The following is a 20587-nucleotide window of genomic DNA, read 5'->3' as shown; positions in this document are numbered from 1 at the left end:
CTCAAATATTCGCTGCAGTTGCCATTTCGGCGGACGGTTTTGCAATCGCGCGGCGAATAGTCACTGTTACGTTAAACAGCATGATGACCGCACCCAGGAAGAAGATCAGTCCGCCAATTGCACGCATCGCATAATAAGGATGCATCTGTGCTACAGACTCAACAAAGGTGTAGGCCAAATTGCCATATTCATCATATGCACGCCACATCAGACCTTGCATGATGCCTGAAACCCACATTGCGGTGATGTAAATTGCGGTACCAATTGTCGCCATCCAGAAATGCAGATTGACCAGCTTGACCGAATACATGGTTGTGCCCCACATACGTTCAACCATGTGATACAACGCACCCACAGAGACCATGGCAACCCAGCCAAGCGCTCCTGAGTGAACGTGACCGATGGTCCAGTCAGTGTAATGAGACAACGCATTTACGGTTTTCGAAGCCATAACTGGACCTTCGAAAGTTGACATCGCATAGAACGCTAAAGAAACGATCAGGAAACGTAAAATATAGTCCGTGCGTAATTTGTCCCACGCACCGCTCAGTGTAAACATACCGTTTAACGCACCACCCCATGAAGGAATAATCATCGCAAGGGAGATGGCTGCACCCAGTGAACCGGTCCAATCTGGTAGTGCGGTATATTGAAGATGGTGAGCACCCAACCAGACATAACCAAATACCAGCGCCCAGAAGTGGATAACTGAGAGGCGGTATGAGTAAACCGGACGGTTTGCCTGTTTAGGTACAAAGTAATACATGATGCCGAGGAAACCCGCTGTCAGGAAGAAACCAACAGCGTTATGACCCCACCACCATTGAATCATCGCATCCTGAACCCCGGAGAAAATGGAATAGGATTTCCACATACTGACCGGAATAGACAGACTATTGACCACATGGAGGTAGGTAATCATGATCATCATTGCCAGGAAGAACCAGTTGGCAACATAGATATGCGAAACCTTACGCACTGATAAAGTCATGATGAAATTGAACATGTAGCTTATCCAAACCACCGCAATTAAAATATCCAGCGGCCATTCCAGCTCAGCATATTCTTTTGATTGAGTCAGACCTAAAGGCAGAGTAATGATGGCACCAAGAATAATCAGGTTCCAGCCCCAGAAGGTGAACCATGCCAATTTATCACTCCACAGTCTGACGCCAGAGGTGCGTTGCACAACATAAAATGCTGTCGCCATCAAAGTCGAACCACCAAAGGCAAAGATCACCGTATTGGTATGTAATGGGCGCAGTCGACCAAAACTGATGTAAGGATTATCAAAATTCAAATCTGGCCAGGCTAACTGCGATGCAATAAATACACCCATACCCGTTCCGGCAACCAAATAGACACACGCCATATAGGCGAACCATTTGACCACTTCAAAGTTGTACTGTTGTTTCGCCTGCATAGCGATCACACCTTCTCTTTCATGAAAACTCTTTCACTGTTTCTTTATTAAGGAAACAGAACCCCATTTCATTTCATTCTGCCTAACGTTCCAACTAATGAATTTTACCGCAAAACAACTATGTTGATGATTTCAAATCCGTGATCCAGATCAATTTTGCTGGTTTTGCTTCTACTCCACTGGCTTGAAGTTATCCAAATAGGAGAATTTTCCTGACTTCATCTGACGGGGTCAAGTATTAGCAAAAAAGCTATTTCAGCAGACGCTAATAAGTAGCGTAAAAACAATGATTTAATCCATATGGTTAATATGGTTATTTACCTATTCAATTGCGGTGTATTAGTTGTCATCCGCATTAATTGTAAAAGTAAATCAATACTATTGGCTTTCTGCCTTCATTCAATAGCAAGTTATAGGTGCGGCAAGCAGCGCCAAGTGACATGGTTTCCAATGAGATCCCATACCGTGCCAAGTTGCCAGTAATTTGTAATATAGTGGGAGTAATACCTTCGTTAGTCACCATAATGACAACGTCAGCATTGAAGGATTTTATTGTTTCAATTTGAGAATCGCTAGACTGTTCAGCGAGAGTTTGAAGATCCAGTGCATCATATACACCTTCAGGGGATAAAACGCAGTCATGCGTTATTTGTTGTGGAGTTTTATTTGGTGCTTGAATCAGTAGAAAGCCGTCGCCATAACTTTTAATTACAAGAGCGTCAGTAACGGCTTCCTGACTAATTTTCATTTTTGTTAAAAACCAGCGGCATTATTAACGCGATCGCGTAATTCTTTTCCGGGTTTAAAGTGTGGTACATATTTTTCATCAAGTTTAACGGATTCACCGCTTTTTGGATTACGTCCTACTCTTGGTGGACGATGATGCAAGGTGAAACTGCCAAACCCTCTGATCTCAATACGATCGCCACGTGACAGACAATCGCTCATCTGTTCAAGAATTAACTTCACCGCTAGTTCAACGTCTCGGTAATTCAATAGAGATTGTTTTTCGGATAGTATTTCTATCAAATCAGACTTGGTCATAATTTCCTAGATTCCCGGCAGTAGACTTTTGGGTTATGCCTTAAATAAAAAGGCAGCTGTATAACAAGAAAATGAGCATCCGGTCTGACCGGATGCTCACCCAATGATCAGATTAGCTATCTTTCTGATTCATTTGTTCTTTCAGCAAATCACCTAAAGTGGTATTGCCGGAACTAACATTACTGTACTCTTTCACTGCTTCAGATTCTTCCTGATCATCCTTAGCTTTGATTGACAGAGTCAGCGTGCGATCCTTGCGAGACATTCCTGTAAATTTAGCTTCAACGTCATCACCGATATTCAGCACTTTGCTGGCATCTTCGATACGCTCACGTGCGATATCAGCTACGCGAACGTAACCTTCTACACCTTCAGCCAATTCAATCGTTGCACCTTTAGCATCAACTGCAATGACTTTACCGTTCACAACAGTGCCACGTGGGTGTTCAGACAGATAAGCTGAGAATGGATCGTCCTGCAATTGTTTGATACCCAGTGAAATGCGTTCACGTTCAGGGTCAATCGCCAATACAACCGCTTCTACTTCATCGCCTTTTTTGAAGTCACGAATTAATTCTTCGTTTTCTTCTTCCCAAGAGATATCTGACAAGTGAATCAGGCCGTCAATGCCGCCATCCAGGCCAATGAAGATACCGAAATCTGTGATTGATTTGATAGCGCCGCTGACTTTATCACCTTTGTTATGAGTCATTGAGAACTCTTCCCAAGGGTTAGTCTGGCACTGTTTGATACCCAGTGAGATACGACGACGTTCAGCGTCAATATCCAGAACCATAACTTCAACTTCATCACCCAAAGTAACCAGTTTAGAAGGGTGAACGTTTTTGTTGGTCCAGTCCATTTCAGACATGTGAACCAAACCTTCAACGCCATCTTCGATTTCAACAAAACAACCGTAGTCGGCAATGTTAGTGACTTTACCCTGGATGCGAGTGCTGTTTGGATAACGACGTGCGATATCTTTCCATGGATCGTCGCCCAACTGTTTCAGGCCAAGCGATACACGTTCACGTTCTTTATCAAATTTCAGAACCTGTACATCGATTTCGTCACCGATAGCGACAACTTCTGAAGGATGTTTAACACGTTTCCATGCCATATCAGTGATATGCAACAGACCATCAATACCACCCAGGTCAACAAACGCGCCGTAATCGGTCAGGTTCTTAACGATACCTTTAACCACTTTGCCTTCTTCCAATGTTTCCAGAAGGGCTTCGCGTTCAACGCTGTTCTCAGCTTCCATAATGGCACGGCGTGAAACAACGATGTTATTACGTGGGCGATCCAGCTTAATCAGTTTGAACTCAAGCTCTTTGCCTTCGAGGTGTGAAGTATCACGGATAGGACGTACATCAACAAGTGAACCCGGCAGGAACGCTCGGATGTTTTCCAGATCTACAGTGAAACCACCTTTAACCTTACCGGAAATAATACCGATAACGGTTTCATTGGCTTCAAATGCATGTTCCAATCTAATCCATGCTTCAGCGGCTTTGGCTTTTTCACGTGATAATTGTGTTGCACCAAATCCATCTTCCAGTGTTTCCAGAGAAACATCGACCAAATCACCAACAGAAACGGTGATTTCACCTTTTTCGTTCATGAATTCGGCAACTGGGATAGCGCCTTCAGATTTCAGACCTGCGTTAACCATAACAACATCAGGGCCAACATTGACTACCGTACCGGTAACAATTTTGCCTGGTTGCATTGGGGTTGCGTTTAGACTCTCTTCAAAGAGATCAGCAAAGCTTTCGCTCATTATAAATATCCTTGATCCTGTTCAGATAACAGAATCGCCCGTTAGTCCTGCGATTGCAGGAAATTAACAAAAAAACCTGCCTGGACCACCCAGACAAGTACCCTAATAAATCAGCCGATTAACGCACTGACTTTTTCTAAAACAGCTTCGATACCGAGTTGTGTTGAATCCAGAATAACGGCATCATCGGCAGGCCGTAGTGGCGCTACTTCACGTTGCATATCCCGTTCATCACGTTCTGATATTTCGGCTACGAGATCGGAAAGGTTACTATCAATTCCTTTCTCTTTCAACTGCTTATATCGTCTCTCCGCCCGAACCTCGGCACTGGCTGTAAGAAAGACTTTGTATGGCGCATCTGGAAACACCACGGTGCCCATATCGCGGCCATCTGTGACTAACCCTGGCGGTTGGCAAAAATCACGCTGTCTTTGTAATAAAGCTGAGCGAACGGCTGGAAATGCGGCAACTTTCGACGCAGCATTGCCCGCCTGTTCAGAACGAATCAGTAACGAAACATCTTCATCTTCCAGAACAACCTGCAGCTGACCATCCTTTAACACAAATTGCACATCCAGCTGACCCGCTATGGATGCCAGCGCGGTTTCATCGGTTAAATCAATTTGATGCTTTAAGGCTGCCTGAGCCAGGACACGGTAAATGGCACCACTATCCAGATAGTGCCAGCCCAGCTTTTCTGCCATCTGCTGGGCCAAAGTGCCCTTTCCGGAGCCGCTGGGTCCATCAATTGTTAATACAGGTATATCAGACATCGAAGGCATCAATCTGCAAACCACAGTCAGTCGCTAATTCGACAAAATTCGGAAATGAGGTGGCAACATTGGCACAGTCATTAATCTGTATTGCGCCGCCAGCCTGTAATGCCGCCATGGCAAATGACATCGCAATACGATGATCACCATGTCCATCCACTTCACCACTGCCAATAATTCCACCTTCGATAATCATGCCATCAGACGTAGGCTGAGCATCGATGCCGAGTGCCTGTAATCCATCAGCCATGACCTGAATTCGGTCACTCTCTTTCACCCGTAATTCTTCAGCACCCGTCAATACTGTGCGGCCTTCTGCACAGGCTGCGGCAATAAATATTGCCGGAAATTCATCAATCGCCAATGGCACCTGATCCTGAGGAATTTCAATTCCGCTCAACGGTGCATAGCGAACCCGGATATCTGCCACCGGTTCACCACCGGTTACCGCTTCGTTGCTCAAGCTTATATCCGCCCCCATTTGCTTCAAAATATTGATGACACCCGTCCGCGTAGGGTTAATACCTACATGTTGCAGAGTAATATCCGAACCCGGTGCAATAGCGGCTCCCACCATAAAGAACGTGGCCGAGGAAATATCGCCAGGCACATCAATACTGGTTGCGGTTAATTTTCCGCCACCCTGAATACTGATGCGGTTACCGTGAACCACGACTGGATATCCCATGCCTTGCAACATGCGTTCAGTATGATCGCGAGTCGGGGCAGGTTCCGTCACGCTAGTGGTTCCTTCAGCATACATGCCGGCAAGTAACAGACAGGATTTAACCTGAGCACTGGCCATTGGCAAGTCATATTCAATAGCCTTTAATTTATGGCCACCATGAATAGTCAGAGGCGGTTTACCATCTGCACTATCGATATTTGCCCCCATGAGGGCTAAGGGATCGGTTACCCGACGCATGGGACGACCTGATAAAGATTTATCACCACTCATCGTCACATCAAAACTTTGCCCTGCCAATAAACCACTTAATAAGCGAATTGACGTGCCAGAGTTACCGACATATACATCATTTTCCGGGGCTTTCAGTCCATGCATACCGACACCATGCACGGTGACTTTGCCATCCGTCGGCCCATCAATTTTGACACCCATGGCACGAAAAGCGGCCAATGTCGCTAGTGCATCTTCACCTTCCAGAAAACCGCTGATTTCAGTCACACCCTCTGCCAGTGATCCCAGCATAATAGAACGATGTGAAATGGATTTATCTCCGGGCACGCGGAAGCTGCCTGTTAATTGACCACCAGCCTGTACTATAAATTTACGATCCTGCTGCCCGCTCACGCTACTGTTCACTCCCACTTTACACTTCGCTGTTATCTTTCAGATCTGGATCGGCGAAACGTGTATCTCTGGCCCGTTTTGCTCGCCCGAATATATCAATAAGATAATCGCCATCATCTTGCCGAATCGCCTGTTCAATCTTATCCAGACCACTACGATATTGTTGTAATAATTCTAGAATCGCACTACGGTTGCCGAGGCAGATATCCCGCCACATCACTGCATCACTTGACGCGATCCGGGAAAAATCTCGAAAGCCACCAGCGGCATATCGCAATACTTCATCGCAATCTTCACGCTGGGCTAACATTCCGACCAGATTAAACGCCAAAACATGCGGTAAATGACTGGTAGCAGCCAGCACCACATCATGATGCTCAACCTCCATTTCAAATACATCTGCACCGGCCTGTTGCCACATTTGACGCACTTGTTCCAGAGCTGATTTATTGGTTTCTGCCACTGGGGTTAAAACGACCCGATGCTGTTGATAAAGCTCAGCAAACGCAGCTGATGGGCCACTTTTCTCAGTACCGGCAATCGGATGGCCTGGCACAAAGTGATCAAACTTAATCCCCAATGCCTGGCGAGCCGCATCAATAACCTGTTGTTTGGCACTGCCACCATCAGTCACAATCGTCTGCGGTTTAAGATGCGGTGCTATTTGTTCAAATACTGCCTGCATCGCCCCCATTGGTACTGCCACAAATACCATATCGGCATCTGCTACGGCCTCCGCCAGCGACGCTGCTGCTTTATCGATAATACCTAACGCCAAAGCTTCTTCACGCGCGGCCTGAGAGCGAGAGAAACCTGTCACCTGTTCAACCAATCCGGCTTTTTTTAATGCCAAAGCCAGTGAACCGCCAATCAGTCCAACGCCGATGATAGCCAGATGCTTAATCATTTGGCCTCTGACAAACTGTTTGCCAATGCTTCAAGACAACGCTGGTTTTCATGCTCCAGGCCGATGCTTATGCGTAAATGGTTTGGCAGACCATAGCCTGCAACCGGTCTGACAATAACGCCCTGTTGCAGCAGCTTTTCATAAATATCAGCAGCATTGGTGTTTACATCAACACAGATAAAATTGGCTTTTGAGGGAATATAATTCAATCCCATCGCATCAAAGCCATCGATGTATTGCTGCATCCCTTCGGTATTCACCTGTTTAGCACATTGCAGATAATCTTCATCGCCCAACGCGGCAATCGCAGCACTCATCGCCAGATGATTGACATTAAATGGCTGGCGCAGACGATTTAATAAATCAGCAATCTCTGGACTTGATAGCGCAAAACCCACCCGTAATCCCGCCAGACCATAAGCCTTGGAAAAGGTACGGCAAATGATTAAGTTAGGAAACTGTTTGAGCCAATCAATGCTGTTTACCTCTTCATCGCCATATTCAATATAGGCTTCATCCAATACGACTATCACGTTATCAGCAACTGACTGCAGAAAAGTATGAACTTCCGTTGCCGGAATATGCGTTCCGGTGGGATTGTTAGGATTGGCAATAAAAATCAGCTTGGTTTTTTCAGTGATGGCCCGCTGCATGGATGTTAAATCATGTCCATACTGTTTGGCGGGCACTTCCACCAATGTGGCACCTATTGCCTGCGTCACCAATGGATATACTGCAAACGCGTGTTGGGAGAATATGACTTCATCCGCAGGTGAAGCAAAACAGCGAGCAATAAGCTCCAGCACATCGTTAGAACCATTCCCTAAGGTAATCTGGTTGGCATCAATCTGAAACTTTTCAGATAAAGCCAGTTTTAATGCATAGCCATTACCATCCGGATAACGGGTTAAATCGCGAGTTGCCAACGCAATTGCAGCTTGTGCAGCTTGTGATGGACCAATCGGACTCTCATTTGAGGCGAGTTTGATGACATCTCTTACGCCATATTGACGTTGTAATTCCTCAATGGGTTTTCCCGGTACATAAGGCTGCAAACCGGCAATGCTTTCTACCGCTAAATCACACAGATTCATTTTTGCTCCGCTGGTTTTTTGAAACTATCCACAATCAACAATACGGCGCCAATACAAATAGCCGCATCGGCTATGTTAAAGGCTGGCCAGTGATAACTTCCAACATAGATATCTATAAAATCAATAACATAGCCATGGATGAATCGATCAATAACATTGCCGATAGCACCGCCAATAATCAATGCAATTGCTATCGCTTCGACTTTTGCCTGCGCTTTCAAACGTGATAACCAAATCATTAACACTATTGAAACGGAGATCGCCAGACCAATAAAGAAAAAGCGTTGCCAACCACCGGCCCCCGCCAGAAAACTGAATGCCGCTCCACTATTGTGTGCCAAAGTGAAATTGAAATACGGCATCACGGCAACGGTTTGATAAAGCTCCAGCCAGTTTGCCATAACAACTTTGGTCAGCTGATCCAGCACAATAACCAGGGCGCTAATCCATAACCACTTCATCATAATATTGGCCTCAGGCAAAACGGCGGGTTTCGCCATCGCCATCTACGTTTTCAACACAGCGACCACATAATTCAGGGTGGTCAGCGTGACTGCCCACATCGTCAGTTTGGTGCCAGCAACGTTCGCAGCGAGAATTTGCAGAAGCTTGAATATTGACTGCCAGGCCCGTCAAACCGGTATTAATAGCCGTTCCCGGTTTATCTGCCATTGCAAAACGCCTGGCCGACGATGTAATCAATACGAACTTCAACTCATCGCCAACTTTATTCAATACATCCAGCAACTTATCTTCTGCATACAGATTAACGTCAGCAGTTAAACCGCCTTTTACTTCGCCGTGATTTCGTTTGTTTTCCAATTCTTTTGCTACGGCTTCACGTACAGAAAACAACTGTTGCCAATCAGCCACCGACAAAACACTATCTTGCGATAACGGTTCCAGAGATTGATACCAGTCATTCAATAACACCGAAGCATTACGTTGACCCGGAATAAACTCCCAAAGCTCATCCGCAGTGAAACTCAGTATCGGTGCAATCCAGCGGCTTAACGCTTCGAGGATATGATACATAGCTGTTTGCGATGAACGGCGTCCAAGGCTGTCAGCTGGCATCGTATACTGCCGATCTTTGGTGATATCCAGATAGGCACTGCCCAGCTCATTGGCACAGAAGTTATGTACTTTCTGATAAATCAGATGGAACTGATAGCTTTCATAAGCCGCCAGGATTTCCAGCTGCAGATGATAGGCACGATCCAGTACCCAGCGATCCAGTGGTAATAACTTCTCCGTGGCGACCAGATTGGCGGCAGGATCAAAATCATTCAGATTCGATAATAAATACCGTGCAGTATTACGAATACGGCGATATGAGTCCGCGGTGCGTTTCAGAATTTCATCCGATACCGTCATTTCAGCACTGTAATCCGTCGCCGCTACCCAGAGACGGATAATATCGGCACCAAGATTATTGACTACTTTTTGCGGTGAAACCGTATTGCCCTTGGATTTGGACATTTTCTTGCCTTCGGCATCCACGGTAAACCCGTGGGTCAGCACCGCTTTGTAAGGTGCTTTACCAGTAGTAGCAACTGATGTCAGTAATGATGATTGGAACCAGCCACGATGTTGATCACTGCCTTCAAGATACAAATCCGCAGGGCGTTGTAAATCATCACGCCGGGTTAACACGCAGGCATGTGAGACTCCGGAATCAAACCAGACATCCAGCGTATCGGTGACTTTGAAATAATTTTCTGCGTCTGCACCAATCAAATCGCTGGCATCCATATCAAACCAGGCATCGATACCCTCCTGTTCAACAGCCAAAGCAACTTTTTCGATTAAAGCCTGTGAATCGGGATGTAATTCCCCACTCTGCTGATGAACAAATAATGGAATAGGCACACCCCAGGTACGTTGGCGAGAGATACACCAATCCGGACGACCTGACACCATATTTTCAATACGTTTCTGGCCCCAGTCCGGCATCCATTTAGTGGTAGCAATCGCCTGCATGGCCTGATCGCGCAAACCATTCTGATTCATGCTGACAAACCATTGAGGTGTGGCACGAAAAATAATCGGCGTTTTATGCCGCCAGCAATGTGGATAGCTGTGACGGATATCGATATGGCACAGCAAAGCCGATTTTTCTTTTAATAATTCAATAACCTGTGGATTGGCCTTAAATACCGACTCACCGGCAAACACTGGGGTATCAGGCAAAAACACACCATTGCCCCCCACTGGATTATCTACTTCCAGCTTATATTTCAGACCAACAATATAATCATCCTGACCGTGACCGGGAGCAGTATGTACCGCACCGGTACCGGCATCAGTCGTGACATGGTCACCCAGAATAACTGGCACCTTGCGATCATAAAACGGGTGTTGCAACTGTAAACCTTCAAGCGTTGCGCCTTTAACCCGGGCAATCACTTCACCGGTTAATTGATAACGTTCCAGCGCTTTTTCATACAACGCTTCAGCGAGCACCAAACGCTCGTTATCACATTGCACCACAACATAATCTAACTCAGGATGTAAACAAACAGCCTGATTGGCAGGCAGTGTCCATGGTGTGGTAGTCCAGATAGCAATGCTGACAGCGCCAGAGCCATTGTTCGGACAGGCTTTATCAAATGCAGCCACATCGACCAAAGGAAAACGGACATCAATGGCCGGTGACGTTTTATCCTCATATTCGACTTCGGCTTCAGCCAAAGCTGAACCACAATCCACACACCAGTGAACCGGTTTCACACCCTTGTGTAAATGACCGTTTTCAATGATTTCACCCAATGTGCGGATAATGTCAGCCTCAAACTGAAAATCCATGGTCAGATAAGGATTATCCCAATCGGCCAGTACACCCAGTCGTTTGAAATCTTCACGTTGCCCATCAACCTGTTTAGCCGCATAGTCACGACAGGCCTGACGGAACTCTGCCGGACTGACTTTTACACCGGGCTTACCAACTTTTTTCTCGACATTTAATTCAATAGGCAGACCATGGCAATCCCAGCCGGGAACATAGGGAGTATCAAAACCACTAAGGGTTTTGGATTTAAGAATAATATCCTTGAGGATTTTATTAACGGCATGGCCGATATGGATTTCACCATTGGCATATGGAGGTCCATCATGCAGAATGAATTTGGGTTTATTTTGATTTTTTTGTCGCAACTGCTGATAAAGGTCTTGCTCCTGCCAACGCTTTAACATTACTGGCTCACGATTGGGCAAGCCGGCTTTCATTGGAAAGTCAGTCGCAGGAAGATTTAAAGTCTGTTTGTAGTCGGCCACAAAACGTCTCGTTGTCGTCAAATAATAAAGCGCTCGATTATACGGGTTTTTCGCGCTGACCTAAATCACTGAAAAGAGTTTGTTTGGCCTTTGCCTGATGTTACACAGTAAAATGCCCAATCATTGTCCCCTTTGTTAATTTAAGAGCACCACATTCAATGACTGCAACGGAAAAAGTGATCATTAAAGGCATCACCAAAGACGGCGGTAAATTTCGCCCCAGTGACTGGGCTGAACGACTGTGTGGTGCGGTGGCCAGTTATGGTCCTGGTAGAAGAATTATCTTTCACCCACGGGTAAAACTCGCCTCATTGGAAGGCACAAAATGTGTAGTAATTGATGCGCAGCTTGAAGAAGAAGATGTCATGTTGTTCGAGTTTCTCATCGAATTTGCTGACGATAACCAGCTGCAAGTTGAAAGAATGGCGAAGCTACCCGAATCATAGGCTGAAGATTGGCGCTATTTTAGTCTCAACAGAGATGACGATGGAAAGATAAACAGGCTCTAATCTTCATGCTCGGCGTCCGGCCAGTTCTGGATATAATTTTTTAACAGTTTATTTTCAAACTTCGCTTTTTTCAGCAGCTCTTCCACAATATCGGTTATGGATAACATGCCTTCAAGATTGCCTTTGTAAACTACCGGTAAATGACGGATATTATGCTCGACCATCATATTCATCACTTCTTCAAGCGTATTATCCGGATCACAAGTATAGGGATTGGGTGTCATGGCATCAGCGGCAGTTTTCGGCTCCCACATGGCGTGCTTCTTGTGCAACACATTCAGCAAATCACGCTCTGACAAAATTCCCACTAACGCACCGTTATCCGTCACCACTAATGAACCAATACGATGTTCCATCATCAAATGAACGGCTTTGTCCAGCGAATCGGTTGGTGTCAGGCCGATAACCGGCTTACCTTTGTTTTTGGTAATGAGTCTGACTTTCATCTCTCTCTCCGGTAACGAATGGAAAATTCATTCTGCTTGAGAGTGGCGCCAATTAGCAAGACTGTCAATAAAGTTTCAATATAAATCAGAGGCTACAAGCCGAAGCTATGTAGCCTCATATGTCCATTACCAGTTGTAACTGCCCGTTAGCATCACACGGCGCCCTTCACCGAAATAACATAGTTGTTCAGTGCATGACGTATCGTATTCTTTATCGAATAAATTTGTGACGTGTAATGCCAGTCCAATATTTTGAATCTGATAACGCAGGCTGGCATCCATAACGGTATAACTTTCACTGTCCAGCTCTGCGACGGTCTCACCGGTTACAAAAGCAATCGTGTTGTTATTTAACGTCGAGTAGCTGCTTTGACCCACATAACGCAGCCCCAAACCTAATCCCAAGTTTTTAAACATCCCGGTTTGTTGGGTATAGTCCAGCCAGACACTGGCAGTCTCGTCAGGTTGCATTGGCGTTCGACTGTCTTCTTCCCAGGCATTAGGTGATTTGGTGATACGAGCATTAATATAACTATAGGCTGCCGATAATCTGAAACTATCTGATAAAGCCATTGCAGCTTCAATTTCTACCCCTTTGGATTTAACTTCACCGACTTGGCGGCGAGTGGCTACACCGGCAGAGTTATATTCACTTAACACATAATTCTCTTTGGTCAGTTCAAACAAAGCCAAACTGATAAAGCTGTCGCTGCCTTCAGGTTGAAATTTAACCCCAATCTCATATTGATCAGAGAGCTCGGGATCGAACAAATTACCGTTAACATCGGTATCGTTGACAACATTAAATGCTTCGCTATAACTGATATAAGGCGCAATACCATTATCAAACTTGTAGACAAGACCCAATCGACCGGAAAACTGTTTTTCTGACTGACTAACATCAGAAGCAGAATTTTCCCTGTCAAAATTGACATCAATATCCGTTTTCACCCAGTCATAACGCCCACCCACCATCAGACGCCATTTGTTATAGGCAATCTGATCCTGAAGATAGGCACCAGTCTGACGACTGTAAACCTCTCGATCTTTTAGCAAGGCCGGATAGGCGATCTCCTGATCATAGTCAGGACTCAGGTAGTTAATAGACGGGGCATTACTTCTGTAGCGCTGTTCATCGGCATTGCTATAGCGCCAATCCAAACCAATCATCATTTGGTGAGCCAGAGCACCTGTGTCAAAAACCGTTTCAAGACGATTATCAATGGCAAGCGCATCCAGTTTTTCATTCTCTATTGCTGCGTTGCGCTGTAAGTCAGCGGTAAGAGGATTACCACCGCGTAGTGACAGATAGCGATAGTTGAGATCCACCTTGTCATAGCGAAGGTTTTGGCGAAATGCCCAACTATCGTTGATGACATGGGAGAACTCGTAACCCACTGATTGATAATCACGCTCGAACTTGTTGAAATCATCATCACCAATAAAAAAGCCGTTATCAATATCGTAAGTTGTCCCAATAGCGTTGAAAGCTTCAAGAATATAAGGCGAGAGATGTTGATTAAAACTGTAGATCTGATCATCTTTTTGTTGCAATGCTAACAGCGTAAGTTGTGTGTCATCACTTATATTCCAGGTAATTGATGGTGCGATCAATTTACGCCTGGTTTCATTTTGATCGACTTCTGTGTTGGCCTCATTGCCCAAGACTATCAGGCGATATAAAAATTGGCCGTCTTCATCAATCGCGCCGCTGAAATCACCACTTAATTCAGCAAAATCATCCGATCCCGCAGATACTCGCAATTCACGTCGTGTTTCTTCGGTCGGCCGTTTAGTGACCAGATTCACCAGACCACCCGGCTGCGCCTGCCCATAAAGCACTGAACTAGGGCCACGGAGCACTTCGATCCGTTCCAGTGTGTAATTATCAGCCCGTGGCAAACCGTAAAGACTGGTCGGTTGCAATAAACCATCTCGGTAAACTTGTGATTTGGCATCAAAACCGCGGAGACTGAACCAGTCATAACGTGTGTCATAGCCGTAAGGAACACTCAAGCTCGGCGTGTAACGTAATGCATCCTGAACATTTAATGCCCCACGAAGCTGCAGTTGCTGCTGGGTAATAACAGAAACGGATTGTGGTGTATCCAATAAATCGGCACTGCCTTTGGTGGCTGAGGTACTTCGGACAGCTGCATATCCCGCTAATGGTGCATAAGGCGAAATGACTGTCTGCTGTCCCGTTACGGTAACCACTGGCAATAAGGCACTTGTCGAACCTGTATCAGTGATCAAGAAACTCTTATCCGCTTGTTTTTGAACAGTAAGTGAGGTGGATTTTAATAACTGTGTTAAGCCTGCTTCTACTGAATATTCCCCGCGGAGTCCTTGACTTTGCAGTCCCTGAGTCAGTTCTGGTGAGTAGGTCAATAAAATATCGGCTTGCTGGCCAAATTGATTTAAAACAGAAGACAGTGAGCCTGCGCTGATATCAAACTTAACTTGATCATGAAGACCTTTGGTCGACATTTCAGCCGCTTGCACTGTATTGGTTGTGGTGAACAATAAGCCACCACTAAAGAGTATTGCGAGGGTCACGGCGCTCAATAGCGTCGGTGTTTGAAGGGTAGTTTTTAACATTTTATTTCTCGTTCTCCAGTAACAATTCAAGTCTCTATCTGTACTGTCAGGTGAGAAATAAAAACGGACCACAAAAAATTAATTTTTTGATTTTGCCTTCAATGTTATCCAGTAGCGGGTTCGGTAAACCAGTTCAATCGGCAGTGAGGTCGTTAACGCTCGAAGGACACGATCAATATCATCCAGCGGATAGGTACCCGAAACCCGCATTTGGCTCACCGAGTTATCACAATGAATCCAGCCATGGTGGTGATAACCAAGCTCTTTTACAAAGTCACTCAGAAACATCGCATCAACAACCAGTATATTTTGCTGCCAGGCCAGATCACTACTTTCCGCAACCATCAATTCACTTAAGCCATTCTGGTCAAATACCAGTTTCTGTCCGGACTCTATGCGTAACGGTGAAAAGTGCAATTGATCTGTTTGCCATAAATTGACGGCTCCCTCATAGACAGCCAATAATCCGTCTTGCTCACGGCTGCGAATATAAAACCGGGTACCAAGTGGTTGAAAACGCGCCCATGCAGCATAAACGACCAACGGCCTGGCGGCCTCACCCCTAGCTGTTTCTATCAATACATCGCCGGTTAACAAATAAAGGCTACGTTCATTTATGGAGAAACTGACGTTAATAGCACTCTCTGCATTGAGCTCAATTCGCGTACCGTCGTTGAGATTAATTTGCCTGGTTTCGCCCTTACCAGTGCGGTAGTCAGCCGCCATAACTGGAAATAACTGATGACGTTGTAAAGCGATCCCACCACCAGCACCGACAAAAGCGATGGCGAGGATGGATCGAAGCAATTGGCGACGATTTTTGTTCTCAAGCGTCACACTTTTATGGGTAAGCGTTTTGGAAATTGGGTTAGCCAATGAGCCCAATTCCTGATTGAATTGTTCGATTTTCAACCACGCTTGATAATGCGTTTGGTCACTATCGATCCATGCTTTCCAGCTTCGTTGGAGCTCGGCATCCTGTGGGCTTTCTTTGAGCGAGAAATACCATTCCACCGCTTGTACAGCAATATCTTCGTTAATCTTCAGTGCCGCCATAGTTTATTGAAGATTAATAGCGAAATAACACTGTGCGGCAGCCTGAGTCAGATAACGCTTAACGGTGGAAATGGAAATATTGAGTTTCTCGGCAATCTGCTGGTAACGCATACCATCAAGCTGGGAATACAAAAAAGCCCGTTTGACTATGGTAGGCAATCCATCCAAACGCGCATTTATCTCTACTATCGTTTCGATAATCACAGCCCGCTCCTCTTCTGAAGGATGCAATGGTTCTGGATACGCCCGCAAAGCGTCGAGGTAAGCCTGTTCAATTTGCTGGTGACGCCAATGATTGGCAAGACTGCGGCGAGCGATAGTTGTGAGAAAGGCCCGCGGCTCATGGATCTGTTTGTTTTCTTCACGAGTCAGTAATTTAACAAACACATCATGAGAAATATCCGCCGCAAATTCAGGAGAGTCCAGTTTTCTGCGTAGCCAACTCAGCAGCCAAGAGTGATGATCTTTATATAATTCGCCAATATAGTGCTGATCGATTATCTCTGAAGCCGACATGGAAAACTTGACCGTATAAAGTAATGAGAATCATTATCATATAATGACAGACATTACATAGGCAAACTGTCGTGCCGACTAAATCAGAGATGTTCGCGGGTAGAACGGAATTCAATTTCCGGCCAGCGTTCGATTGTCAGATCCAGATTGACCCGTGTCGGGGCAATATAGGTTAGGTTGTCCGCTCCGTCCAGGGCCAGATTCATCGACGCTTTACGCTTGAATTCCTCCAGCTTTTTCACATCATCGCAATACACCCAGCGTGCGGTATGCACCTGAACCGGTTCATATGCGCATTCAACGCCATACTCGCCTTTCAATCGGTGTACGACAACATCAAATTGCAATACACCAACCGCGCCAAGAATCAGGTCATTGTTATCCAAAGGACGAAATAACTGAGTGGCACCCTCTTCACTGAGTTGTTGTAATCCTTTTAACAAGGCTTTGTTTTTTAATGGATCCTTTAAACGCACGCGCCGGAATAATTCTGGAGCAAAGTAAGGAATACCGGTGAATTGCAGATCTTCACCCTGGGTAAAGGTATCGCCAATCTGAATGGTGCCATGATTATGTAACCCGAGAATATCACCCGGCCACGCTTCTTCAGCCTGCTCCCGCTCAGCAGCCATAAAGGTCACTGCATTGGCGATAGTCACATCTTTGCCAATGCGCGTCTGCCGGAGTTTCATGCCTTTGGTGTAATGACCGCTACAGACACGCATAAAGGCAATGCGATCCCGATGCTTTGGATCCATATTGGCCTGAATCTTAAACACAAAGCCGCTGAAGACATCTTCATCGGCGGCTACGTCACGGGTTTTTGTTTCCCTTGGTTGTGGTGCTGGCGCATATTCAACATAGGCATCCATCAATTCGGTTACACCAAAGTTATTCATTGCTGAACCAAAAAACACCGGCGTCATTTGTCCAGACAAAAAGTCACCAAGATTAAATTGATCACTGGCCCCGCGAACCAGTTCAATTTCTTCCCTTAAATCCTCAGCCATAGAGCCGAATAGTTCATCCAGACGCGGATTATCCAACCCTTGAATCACTTCACCTGCATCGGCATCTTTGCCATGTGCTTCGAACAAGCGAATATTGTCATTATAAAGATGAAAAATCCCTTTAAAGCCTTTTCCCATACCAATTGGCCAGGTAATTGGTGCACAGCGGATATTCAGAATATTTTCAACTTCGCTAAGCAGATCCAAAGGATCACGGCCTTCCCGATCCAACTTGTTGATAAAGGTTAGTATTGGCGTATCGCGTAGACGGCAGACTTCCATTAATTTAATGGTACGTTCTTCAACACCTTTGGCACTGTCAATAACCATCAATGCAGAATCCACTGCTGTCAGTGTGCGATAGGTATCCTCAGAAAAATCAGCATGGCCTGGTGTGTCCAACAGATTTACAATGCGGTCTTTATAGGGAAATTGCATCACTGAAGAGGTCACTGAGATACCCCGCTCCTTCTCCATTTCCATCCAGTCCGAGGTGGCATGCTTATCGGTTTTGCGTGATTTCACGCTACCAGCCATTTGAATAGCCCCCCAAATAACAACAGTTTTTCAGTCAGGGTGGTTTTACCGGCATCAGGATGCGAGATAATGGCAAAGGTGCGTCGTTTTGAGACTTGTTTCTGTAACAGGCTTTCGGACATATTGACTCAGTTTAAAATTAGATAGGCCAAGCAAACTTGGCAGCACGCGCAATAAACCGCGTATTTTGGATGAAAATCAGGATGTAGACAATTCGGCACTTGCCGCTTCAACACGATTACGGCCTGATTGCTTGGCACGATACATAGCCTGATCGGCTCTTTCTAACAAACGCCTGCGACTTTCATCGCCTGTTATTGCTTGAGCAACACCGATACTGACGGTAATTTTCCCGACCGTTTCGAACTCAACCATTTCAATATGTTGACGCAGACGTTCTGCCAGCGCCATGGCTTCATCCAATGTGTTATGCGATGCCAGGACAATAAATTCTTCACCGCCCCAGCGACCTAAATGGTCACTGACTCGCAGTTTTGATTGCACTTCCTCTGCAAGCCGGGTTAAAACCTGATCGCCCATATCATGACCATAGGTATCATTGACCGATTTAAAGCGGTCAACATCAAACAATAATACCGAGCATGGGTGTCCATAACGTTCGGCTGCGGCCAATTCGGCATCAATAGCCAATTCCATTCGATAGCGATTCCAGATTCGGGTCAACGTATCCGTATGTGCAATCTCTTTAAGCTGTTTATTAGCACGTTGTAATTCTTTGTTGAGTCGGTTGATTTGGTGCACCGTAATCGCTACTGCCAAATCTTCAGCCAAATCCTGCGCTGCATGCTGTTCATTTGCAGACCAGCGTTGAGCTTCACTCTCAATGGTTTCTACCCAAATTTCATGACCACGCTCTTCGACACGATGCAGCGGATTCGATGTCTCAGCTTCTATTCTCTGTTTTTTCCCAACCCAACTGCATTGCATTTTCTCAGCGTCACGAAACAACAAAAGCCATCCGGATTGGTTGTGCTCTATTGGTAAAGGCACGGCCAATAGACCTGCCCGTTTTCGTAGGTTAACCAGGTTATCCAATGGGCTCCTTGACAGATGGTCACACGCCCAGCAGGCCTTATGGCCGATATTTTCTGTAAGCCATTTACCGACAAGGTCCAGCTCAAAGTTATCCAGAGTTTCCCCGGCACACCGCACTTGCTCCTGATATAACAAAGCGATGCCACTGCTATTAAACAACTCCATCCAGTTTTTGCCATATTTATCGAGCAATGTTGTCGGCTGGACAACTTTGTCACGTTCCGCTGAGAGCAGTTCACGGCTATTTAAGACCTGCTCCAGAAACTGGGCCTGTTGTCGGGCTCGCAATAAAAATAATCGTTGAGATGCCATTTGCACAAGATTAAAGGCAGCATCGCGTTCCGCTGCCGAGATATCACTTGCAGCGAAATGATGACAGGTCAGAATGCCCCATAGCCGTTGTTCATCTGTTACCGCGATGGATAATGAAGCGCCGATATTTATCTCGCACAGATACTGGTAGTGAAATGGGGATAATGCTCTGAGTACACCAGCCGTTAAATCCGGTGTTGGCAAATTGATTGAGTCTGAAGTCGGCACCAATGGCACGACCTTGGCATTGACATCGGGTACGTGACGCAATGGATTAACCGCATACCGATCTCTTACTATGCTGGGAATATCACTGGCAGGAAACCGGTAATTCAATAAACTTCTGGCAGGGTCACGGCACTCTTCCGCGATCGCAATGCGTTGCCAGTGCGAATCAAACTGACATAACAACACGCGGTCATAGCCCGTAACGGCCTGCACACTTTGCACAAGCATTTGTTGTAACTGACCAATTTGCTGAACCTGTGCCAAGCGACTCAACCATTCATTAACGATTGGCAATAAACGCTGTTCTCCGGAACGGGAGAGTGGCTCAAATTCCACGACGATGGATACATCGTAACGGTAAGCCATCACATGAAATCGCTGATATGATCCATTTACCTGACGATTAATAGTGAATGCCGCGGAAAGACGTGAGTTTTTAGTGAGCGCCTGCTGCAAGCGGTGTTGTAATTTGCCACCCAGAATATCTCTTGGTGACGACATCAGGGCTACATCTATTGAAACACCCAATATATTCTGCAAATTTGCACTGACCTGGAAAACTTTCTGTAAATCAGCATCAAAACGGATTAAACAACCGAAGGGCTGGATACCTTCAATCATAATCGCTGGATGATGTTGTTCTTCAAAAGTGCTTTCCACAGAATATTCTCCAACTAAAGATTGAAGCCCTCTACTGCTAA

Annotated in this window: 16 protein-coding genes and 1 pseudogene; 1 reads left to right on the top strand and 16 read right to left on the bottom strand. The window is 45.7% G+C overall.

The features are described 5' to 3' along the window. Position 1: 1 nt before the first annotated feature. From ccoN to ileS, 10 genes are all read right to left on the bottom strand, one after another. Positions 2–1423: a cytochrome-c oxidase, cbb3-type subunit I gene (gene ccoN / locus AC08OG_RS05120; protein WP_226074019.1), complete on the bottom strand. Its 1422-nt coding sequence runs from the start codon at positions 1421–1423 to the stop codon at positions 2–4. Positions 1424–1778: 355 nt separating this feature from the next. Then, positions 1779–2171, bottom strand: a complete 393-nt coding sequence (locus AC08OG_RS05115; RefSeq protein ID WP_292758534.1) for an Mth938-like domain-containing protein — start codon at positions 2169–2171, stop codon at positions 1779–1781. A gap of 5 nt (positions 2172–2176) precedes the next feature. Continuing rightward, on the bottom strand, positions 2177–2467 hold the full coding sequence (locus tag AC08OG_RS05110) for an integration host factor subunit beta (RefSeq protein WP_069296502.1): 291 nt from the start codon (positions 2465–2467) through the stop codon (positions 2177–2179). A gap of 112 nt (positions 2468–2579) precedes the next feature. Next, positions 2580–4253: a 30S ribosomal protein S1 gene (gene rpsA / locus AC08OG_RS05105; protein WP_292480995.1), complete on the bottom strand. Its 1674-nt coding sequence runs from the start codon at positions 4251–4253 to the stop codon at positions 2580–2582. Between the two features lie 110 nt (positions 4254–4363). After that, positions 4364–5026 carry a (d)CMP kinase gene (cmk, locus tag AC08OG_RS05100; protein WP_292480996.1) on the bottom strand — a complete coding sequence of 221 codons (663 nt, stop codon included), beginning with the start codon at positions 5024–5026 and terminating at the stop codon, positions 4364–4366. After that, positions 5019–6350 (bottom strand): 3-phosphoshikimate 1-carboxyvinyltransferase, encoded by a 1332-nt coding sequence (aroA, locus tag AC08OG_RS05095; RefSeq protein ID WP_482930210.1) that lies wholly within the window; start codon positions 6348–6350, stop codon positions 5019–5021. Before aroA ends, cmk begins: the two co-directional genes overlap by 8 nt. 7 nt (positions 6351–6357) lie before the next feature. Further along, on the bottom strand, positions 6358–7245 hold the full coding sequence (locus tag AC08OG_RS05090) for a prephenate dehydrogenase (RefSeq protein ID WP_292355425.1): 888 nt from the start codon (positions 7243–7245) through the stop codon (positions 6358–6360). Next, complete coding sequence (gene hisC, locus AC08OG_RS05085) at positions 7242–8339, bottom strand: histidinol-phosphate transaminase (protein WP_482930209.1); 1098 nt, start codon at positions 8337–8339, stop codon at positions 7242–7244. The genes AC08OG_RS05090 and hisC overlap by 4 nt, the downstream gene beginning before the upstream one ends. Next, positions 8336–8803 carry a signal peptidase II gene (lspA, locus tag AC08OG_RS05080; RefSeq protein WP_292355711.1) on the bottom strand — a complete coding sequence of 156 codons (468 nt, stop codon included), beginning with the start codon at positions 8801–8803 and terminating at the stop codon, positions 8336–8338. The genes hisC and lspA overlap by 4 nt, the downstream gene beginning before the upstream one ends. Before the next feature lie 10 nt (positions 8804–8813). Continuing rightward, the gene (ileS, locus tag AC08OG_RS05075; protein ID WP_482930208.1) at positions 8814–11615 is read right to left on the bottom strand and encodes an isoleucine--tRNA ligase; all 2802 of its coding nucleotides are present in this window, start codon (positions 11613–11615) and stop codon (positions 8814–8816) included. Between the two features lie 158 nt (positions 11616–11773). On the opposite strand from ileS, the gene AC08OG_RS05070 reads away from it, so the two are divergent. After that, on the top strand, positions 11774–12061 hold the full coding sequence (locus AC08OG_RS05070; protein WP_292355419.1) for a DUF3579 domain-containing protein: 288 nt from the start codon (positions 11774–11776) through the stop codon (positions 12059–12061). A 59-nt stretch (positions 12062–12120) separates the two neighbouring features. On the opposite strand, the gene AC08OG_RS05065 is transcribed toward AC08OG_RS05070, so the two are convergent. From AC08OG_RS05065 to AC08OG_RS05040, 6 genes and pseudogenes are all read right to left on the bottom strand, one after another. Then, entirely contained in the window at positions 12121–12570 is a 450-nt protein-coding gene (locus AC08OG_RS05065) for a CBS domain-containing protein (protein WP_292355418.1), read from the bottom strand. Between the two features lie 126 nt (positions 12571–12696). Next, entirely contained in the window at positions 12697–15171 is a 2475-nt protein-coding gene (locus AC08OG_RS05060; RefSeq protein WP_482930207.1) for a TonB-dependent siderophore receptor, read from the bottom strand. Positions 15172–15249: 78 nt separating this feature from the next. After that, positions 15250–16227 (bottom strand): FecR domain-containing protein, encoded by a 978-nt coding sequence (locus AC08OG_RS05055; RefSeq protein WP_482930206.1) that lies wholly within the window; start codon positions 16225–16227, stop codon positions 15250–15252. A gap of 3 nt (positions 16228–16230) precedes the next feature. After that, positions 16231–16743: a sigma-70 family RNA polymerase sigma factor gene (locus AC08OG_RS05050; RefSeq protein WP_482930205.1), complete on the bottom strand. Its 513-nt coding sequence runs from the start codon at positions 16741–16743 to the stop codon at positions 16231–16233. Positions 16744–16826: 83 nt separating this feature from the next. Further along, positions 16827–18412, bottom strand: a pseudogene (locus tag AC08OG_RS05045) (peptide chain release factor 3). A gap of 76 nt (positions 18413–18488) precedes the next feature. After that, the gene (locus AC08OG_RS05040) at positions 18489–20546 is read right to left on the bottom strand and encodes a sensor domain-containing diguanylate cyclase (protein ID WP_482930204.1); all 2058 of its coding nucleotides are present in this window, start codon (positions 20544–20546) and stop codon (positions 18489–18491) included. Positions 20547–20587: the final 41 nt, after the last annotated feature.

The organism is Methylophaga sp. F7, from assembly GCF_056863975.1.
Note: the sequence above shows the minus strand (reverse complement) of the source record. Positions and strands in the feature narration are given on the sequence as shown.

Coding starts and splice junctions, on each gene's coding strand:
- ccoN (WP_226074019.1), bottom strand. CDS start 1,423: ATGCAGGCGAAACAACAGTACAACTTTGAAGTGGTCAAATGGTTCGCC.
- AC08OG_RS05115 (WP_292758534.1), bottom strand. CDS start 2,171: ATGAAAATTAGTCAGGAAGCCGTTACTGACGCTCTTGTAATTAAAAGT.
- AC08OG_RS05110 (WP_069296502.1), bottom strand. CDS start 2,467: ATGACCAAGTCTGATTTGATAGAAATACTATCCGAAAAACAATCTCTA.
- rpsA (WP_292480995.1), bottom strand. CDS start 4,253: ATGAGCGAAAGCTTTGCTGATCTCTTTGAAGAGAGTCTAAACGCAACC.
- cmk (WP_292480996.1), bottom strand. CDS start 5,026: ATGTCTGATATACCTGTATTAACAATTGATGGACCCAGCGGCTCCGGA.
- AC08OG_RS05090 (WP_292355425.1), bottom strand. CDS start 7,245: ATGATTAAGCATCTGGCTATCATCGGCGTTGGACTGATTGGCGGTTCA.
- hisC (WP_482930209.1), bottom strand. CDS start 8,339: ATGAATCTGTGTGATTTAGCGGTAGAAAGCATTGCCGGTTTGCAGCCT.
- lspA (WP_292355711.1), bottom strand. CDS start 8,803: ATGATGAAGTGGTTATGGATTAGCGCCCTGGTTATTGTGCTGGATCAG.
- AC08OG_RS05070 (WP_292355419.1), top strand. CDS start 11,774: ATGACTGCAACGGAAAAAGTGATCATTAAAGGCATCACCAAAGACGGC.
- AC08OG_RS05065 (WP_292355418.1), bottom strand. CDS start 12,570: ATGAAAGTCAGACTCATTACCAAAAACAAAGGTAAGCCGGTTATCGGC.
- AC08OG_RS05060 (WP_482930207.1), bottom strand. CDS start 15,171: ATGTTAAAAACTACCCTTCAAACACCGACGCTATTGAGCGCCGTGACC.
- AC08OG_RS05055 (WP_482930206.1), bottom strand. CDS start 16,227: ATGGCGGCACTGAAGATTAACGAAGATATTGCTGTACAAGCGGTGGAA.
- AC08OG_RS05050 (WP_482930205.1), bottom strand. CDS start 16,743: ATGTCGGCTTCAGAGATAATCGATCAGCACTATATTGGCGAATTATAT.